Below are 5,140 nucleotides of genomic sequence, written 5' to 3'. Positions count from 1 at the left end.
CCCCGGCCCAGTGCAACCTGGCCGGGGCGTAGCCCCGGTCGGCGGAGGCCCGGTAGAGGGCCACAGCCTTCTCCCAGCTCTGCTCCTCCACGCCCTCGCCCCGCTCATAGCAGAGACCCAGGTTGCACAGGGCCCGGGGATCCTCCTGGTCGGCGGCCATGGAGTACCAGTAGACCGCCTCCTTCCAGCTCTGCTCCACGCCCTTGCCGAACTCGTAGCACCAGCCCAGGTTGCACTGGGCGCGGGAATAGCCCATATCGGCGGCCTGGCGGTAGAGGCGGGTGGCCTCCTCCCAGCTCTGCTCCATGCCCTCGCCGGTCTCACAGCACAGGCCCAGGGCGCAGATGCCGGGGGCGTAATCCGCGTCGGCGGCCTTCTGGAACAGCTCCACCGCCTTGGCGAAATCCTGCTCCACCCCCTCGCCCTGCTGGTAGAGCTGACCCAGGGCGCACCAGCCGGCGGGGTCGTCCATGTCCCCTACCTGCCGGAAATATTCCACCGCCTTAGCCTTGTCCTGGGGAAGGCCCAGCCGGCCCCGCAGATAACAAAGGCCCATATGATACACGGCATGGGGGTATTCCTCGTCGATGGCTCTCTGGATATAACCCAGGGCCTTCTCGTTCTCCCCCTTCTCCTCCGCTTGCTCGGAAAGGCACATCCAGCCGTAGCCGGAGACATAGTCCTCCTCCACGGGGATAAAGAAAGTGCTGCCGCAATGGGGGCACTTTTCCAGATCGGGATCCTCGGTCACATACCCACAGTCAGAGCCGTCACAGCGAAAATATTCCAAATCGGAGCCCTCCTGTTTTCGTTTTTCCGCCCCCCGCTCCGGGGGCCGTATTAAGGTTTATTATACACTTCGTCTCCCGGCGGCACAAGAGGAAAAGGGCAAAAAAGTGCCCGGCCTCTCTCAAGAGAGTCCGGGCGGGAAAAAGCGCTGTTTTCCGTTGACTTTTTCAGCGCTTTTCGGTATTCTGAGAGTAATAAGACGCCACCGAGAAAGGAAGGTTTCTGATGCTGACCAGTCAGAACCTGCGCACCCTCTCCCCGGAGATCGACCCCCTTCGGGTGGGCATGGGATGGACAAGAGAAGACCTTTCCAAACCTCAGGTCATGGTGGAGAGCACCTTCGGTGACAGCCACCCCGGCTCCGCCCACTTGCTGGAGCTGGCCAACGCCGCGGCCGACGGCGTGGCCCGGGCCGGGGGACGGGCTGCCCGGTACTTCGCCACCGACATCTGCGACGGCATGGCCCAGGGCCACGACGGGATCAACTTCTCCCTGGCCTCCCGCTCCACCATCTGCGACCTCATCGAGATCCACGCCTCCGCCACCCCCTTTGACGCAGCGGTGTTTCTGGCAAGCTGCGACAAATCCGTTCCCGCCCAGCTCATGGCCATGGGCCGGCTGGACATCCCCGCCGTCTTTGTCCCCGGCGGGGTCATGGCCCCCGGCCCCGACTGCCTCACCCTGGAGCAGATCGGCACCTACTCCGCCATGTTCCAGCGGGGAGAGATCAGCGGGGAGCAGTTCCAGTGGTATCAGGAGCACGCCTGCCCCTCCTGCGGCGCCTGTTCCTTCATGGGCACCGCCTGCACCATGCAGGTCATGGCCGAGGCGCTGGGCCTGGCCCTTCCCGGCTCCGCCCTCCTCCCCGCCACGGGGGAGGAGCTGAAGGAGACCGCCCGCCGGGCGGGACAGGCCGCTCTGGCTCTGGCCCAAGCGGGGCTTACGGCCCGGAAGCTGGCCACCATGAAGTCCTTCGAGAACGCCCTTATGATCCACGCCGCCATCTCCGGCTCCTCCAACGCCCTGCTCCATCTGCCCGCCGTGGCCCATGAATTTGGGCTCCATCTGGACGCCGACATGTTTGACCGGCTCCACCGGGGGGCCCACTACCTGGCGGATATCCGACCAGCAGGCAGGTGGCCCGCGGCCTATCTCTACCGGGTGGGCGGCGTCCCCGCCGTCATGGAGGAGCTGCGGCCCATCCTCCACCTGGACGCCCTCACCGTCACCGGCAAGACCCTGGGCGAGAACCTGGACGAGCTCAAGCGCGGCGGCTGGTATGACCGGTGCGGGGCCCTTCTGGCGGAGGTGGGCCGAGCGCGGGAGGATATCCTGCGGCCCTACGACCACCCCATCGGCGCCGACGGCGCCATCGCCATCCTCCGGGGCAACCTGGCCCCCGGCGGGGCGGAGGTGAAGCACACCGCCGTGCCCCGGGAGATGTTCAAGGCCACCCTCAACGCCCGGCCCTTCGACAGCGAGGAGGAGGCCATCGACGCCATCCTCCATAAGCGCATCCGCCCCGGGGACGCGGTGTTCATCCGCTACGAGGGCCCCAAGGGCAGCGGCATGCCCGAGATGTTCTACACCGGGGAGGCCATCTCCTCCGACCCGGAGCTGTCCGCCTCCATCGCCCTCATCACCGACGGCCGCTTCTCCGGGGCCTCCCGGGGCCCCGTCATCGGCCATGTCTCCCCCGAGGCCGCCGAGGGCGGCCCCATCGCCCTGGTGGAGGAGGGCGACCTCATCGAGCTGGACATCCCCGGCCGGAGGCTGGCCATCGTGGGGGTAAAGGGCCAGCGGAAGAGCGGGACGGAAATGGACAAAATTTTAGGGGCACGGAAAGCCCTGTGGACGTCCCGTGCCCCCAAATATACCTCCGGCGTGCTGGGCCGCTTCACCCGCTCCGCCGCCTCCCCCATGGAGGGGGCCTATTTGCCCTGAAGCACCTGCCTGACCTCTTCCCCGGTCAGCCGCCCGGCGGCGCCCAGAGTCCGGATCCGCTTTTCATCCCACAGCCGGGGATAGTACTTCCTCGCCAGCTCCAAAACACTCATAAACTCACCCCCGCAACAGCCGCAAGATAGTCCAAATCCGCCCGGAGCTGTTCACTCTCAGAGGGCGGCTCCTCCGCCTGGGGCCTTTGCTTGGGCGTGACGCCGGTCAGCTCGCCCCGGTCGGAAAGCTCCAGGTCGCAGTATCCGCCGCAGGCCCAGACCGCCGCAGTCAACTCCTCCGGCACCGCCACCCAGCCCTCCAGCCAGCATTTTTCCCGGTGGCTCTGGCTCTGGATCCCATGGCCGCCGTCTTCACGGGCTTTCACTTCAATAATGGTAAGCAAATCGCTACCCCCTTTCCCTCTCTCTTTTTTCACCCCTTCGGGTGGCATGTTTTCGTACATCCAACCACATTTTTCAAGGAGCAGTCTCTATGAAGCGTATCCTTATGCTCACCACCGGCGGCACCATCGCCTCCGAAATGACCGAGGCAGGTCTGGCCCCCGGTCTGACCGGGGAGGACTTTTTGAACTATATCCCCGCCGTTCGGAAGCTCTGCCAGGTCGACTGCCGGCAGATCTGCAACATCGACTCCACCAACATGACCCCCGCCCACTGGCTGCGCATCACGGCGGCCATCCGGGAGGACTACGGCCGCTACGACGGCTTTGTCATCTGCCACGGCACCGACACCATGGCCTACACCGCCGCCGCCCTGAGCTACCTCATCCAGGAAAGCCCCAAGCCCATCGTCCTCACCGGCAGCCAGAAGCCCATCCACGCCGACATCACCGACTCCAAAACCAACCTTCTGGACGCCTTCACCGTGGCCTGCGACGGTCGTCTCAGCGGCGTCATGGTGGTCTTCGGCGGGGCGGTGATCCTGGGCACCAGGGCCAGAAAGACCTACTCCAAAAGCTATGGGGCCTTCTCCAGCATCAATTATCCCGTCCTGGCCGTCATCCAGGACGGGCAGCTCATCCCCTACCTGACCTCCACCGCCCCCGGCGGGCCCAGGTTCTACGGCGCCCTTGATGAGCGGGTGGCCCTGATGAAGCTGATCCCCGGCTCCTCCCCTACCCAGCTGGCCTTCCTCCTGCAGGAAAACGACGCCGTCATCATCGAAAGTTTCGGGGTGGGCGGCATCCCCGCCGGCGACCAGGGGGAATTTTACGTCCATATCCGCACCGCCCTGGCCCAGGGCAAGCTGGTGGCGCTGACCACCCAGGTACAGAACGAGGGCAGCGACCTGTCGGTATATAACGTGGGGCACCGGCTGAAAAGCGACCTGGGTGTCCTGGAGGCCTATGACATGACCACCGAGGCGGTGGTGGCCAAGCTCATGTGGTGCCTCTCCCTGACCCGGGAGCCCGACCGGTGCGCCAAACTGTTCTACACCCCTGTGGCCAATGACATCCTGGCCCTTCCTCAGAATGCCGCCCAAGCGCCTGTCCCCGTGCAATGACATGCAGTCGAAAGCCCCGTCTCTCTTTGAGAGACGGGGCTTTTTTCAGTCCTTTTCACCGTAATAGCGCAGCAGATCCTCCATCAGCAGGCTGCCCACCGTGGCGCAGCCAAAGCTCACTGTGGCGGCGAACTGGAACACCTCCGCGCAGTCATAGAGCCGCAGGCTTCCCGCGCCGCCCTGCCCCGCCCGGAGCAGGAGGGCCGCCGTCCCCGCCAGCAGCAGCGCACAGAGGACGAGGCCCCGGGTGAGGATAAACCGGGACAAGCTTTGATAAGTACCCATTTTCTTCCTTTTCCCTCCATTTCCCGTCCGTTTTGTATGATGATAGTTTAACAAACCCTCCTTTTCGCCGCAAGGACAAGAATTTTCCAACAATCCTCCTCCCAATTCGACCTCTTTTCCATTTTCGGTTGACCGATAAAACAAGACGGGCGACATAACCAGTTTCCCGCGTCGGTTCCTGTCGAAGCATTTTCCTATACAATTTCTTCCAAACACAATATAATGTGTTTATCACAAGTGAGAGTGAGAGGAGACCACAAAATGAGGGAATTGAAATTGGATGTATACTCGCTGTACCCAGACCTGACCGATATCGGCCCTTACGACTACTCCATCCTCGTAGACGAGGTGGCGGTGGGCAGCTTTCTCTGCGAGAGCTACGGTGTACGCGTCACATCCCGATCCAGCGGCGAGTGTTCCCAGATCGCCAACGTCACCATCAGCACTTCCCGCATCGACGAGCTCATGGATCTCCTCGTCCGCAACCAGGTCAGCCCCATCCACCTGCGGGACGTGATCGACGACTGGCTGTAATTACATAGCAAGGGCCGCCGCCATCATCATCGGCACCATCATGCTGCTGTGCTGGGGTTTCCTGTTTGCC

7 protein-coding genes are annotated in these 5,140 nt (G+C 63.6%); 3 read left to right on the top strand and 4 right to left on the bottom strand.

Going from position 1 to position 5,140, the window contains the following annotated elements:
* On the bottom strand, nucleotides 1-790 hold a 790-nt coding region (locus NFR87_RS10350), incomplete at its 3' end, for a tetratricopeptide repeat protein (protein WP_251449407.1).
* A 227-nt stretch (nucleotides 791-1,017) separates the two neighbouring features.
* Here NFR87_RS10350 and ilvD point away from each other — a divergent pair.
* Nucleotides 1,018-2,733: a dihydroxy-acid dehydratase gene (gene ilvD / locus NFR87_RS10345; protein ID WP_251449409.1), complete on the top strand. Its 1,716-nt coding sequence runs from the start codon at nucleotides 1,018-1,020 to the stop codon at nucleotides 2,731-2,733.
* Here ilvD and NFR87_RS10340 read toward each other — a convergent pair.
* Both NFR87_RS10340 and NFR87_RS10335 read right to left on the bottom strand, forming a co-directional pair.
* Nucleotides 2,721-2,846, bottom strand: coding sequence for an XkdX family protein (locus tag NFR87_RS10340; RefSeq protein WP_251449405.1), 126 nt, complete (start codon nucleotides 2,844-2,846; stop codon nucleotides 2,721-2,723). The two genes, ilvD and NFR87_RS10340, sit on opposite strands and share 13 nt — an antisense overlap.
* Nucleotides 2,843-3,130 carry a toxin-antitoxin system toxin subunit gene (locus tag NFR87_RS10335; protein ID WP_251449403.1) on the bottom strand — a complete coding sequence of 96 codons (288 nt, stop codon included), beginning with the start codon at nucleotides 3,128-3,130 and terminating at the stop codon, nucleotides 2,843-2,845. The genes NFR87_RS10340 and NFR87_RS10335 overlap by 4 nt, the downstream gene beginning before the upstream one ends.
* Before the next feature lie 89 nt (nucleotides 3,131-3,219).
* Between NFR87_RS10335 and NFR87_RS10330 the strand changes: the two genes are divergently transcribed.
* Entirely contained in the window at nucleotides 3,220-4,251 is a 1,032-nt protein-coding gene (locus NFR87_RS10330) for an asparaginase (protein ID WP_251449401.1), read from the top strand.
* 45 nt (nucleotides 4,252-4,296) lie between these two features.
* On the opposite strand, the gene NFR87_RS10325 is transcribed toward NFR87_RS10330, so the two are convergent.
* Nucleotides 4,297-4,536, bottom strand: a complete 240-nt coding sequence (locus NFR87_RS10325; protein WP_251449399.1) for a hypothetical protein — start codon at nucleotides 4,534-4,536, stop codon at nucleotides 4,297-4,299.
* Between the two features lie 261 nt (nucleotides 4,537-4,797).
* Here NFR87_RS10325 and NFR87_RS10320 point away from each other — a divergent pair, with 261 nt between their 5' ends.
* Nucleotides 4,798-5,070 carry a DUF6514 family protein gene (locus NFR87_RS10320; protein WP_251449397.1) on the top strand — a complete coding sequence of 91 codons (273 nt, stop codon included), beginning with the start codon at nucleotides 4,798-4,800 and terminating at the stop codon, nucleotides 5,068-5,070.
* Nucleotides 5,071-5,140: the final 70 nt, after the last annotated feature.

The organism is Vermiculatibacterium agrestimuris (assembly GCF_943193085.1).
In the GTDB taxonomy this organism is placed as follows: Bacteria; Bacillota; Clostridia; order Oscillospirales; family Oscillospiraceae; genus Vermiculatibacterium; species Vermiculatibacterium agrestimuris.
Note: the sequence above shows the minus strand (reverse complement) of the source record. Positions and strands in the feature narration are given on the sequence as shown.

Excerpts from the sequence above, each read along its gene's own strand:
- NFR87_RS10340 (WP_251449405.1), bottom strand. The coding sequence starts at position 2,846 with ATGAGTGTTTTGGAGCTGGCGAGGAAGTACTATCCCCGGCTGTGGGAT.
- NFR87_RS10325 (WP_251449399.1), bottom strand. The coding sequence starts at position 4,536 with ATGGGTACTTATCAAAGCTTGTCCCGGTTTATCCTCACCCGGGGCCTC.
- NFR87_RS10330 (WP_251449401.1), top strand. The coding sequence starts at position 3,220 with ATGAAGCGTATCCTTATGCTCACCACCGGCGGCACCATCGCCTCCGAA.
- NFR87_RS10320 (WP_251449397.1), top strand. The coding sequence starts at position 4,798 with ATGAGGGAATTGAAATTGGATGTATACTCGCTGTACCCAGACCTGACC.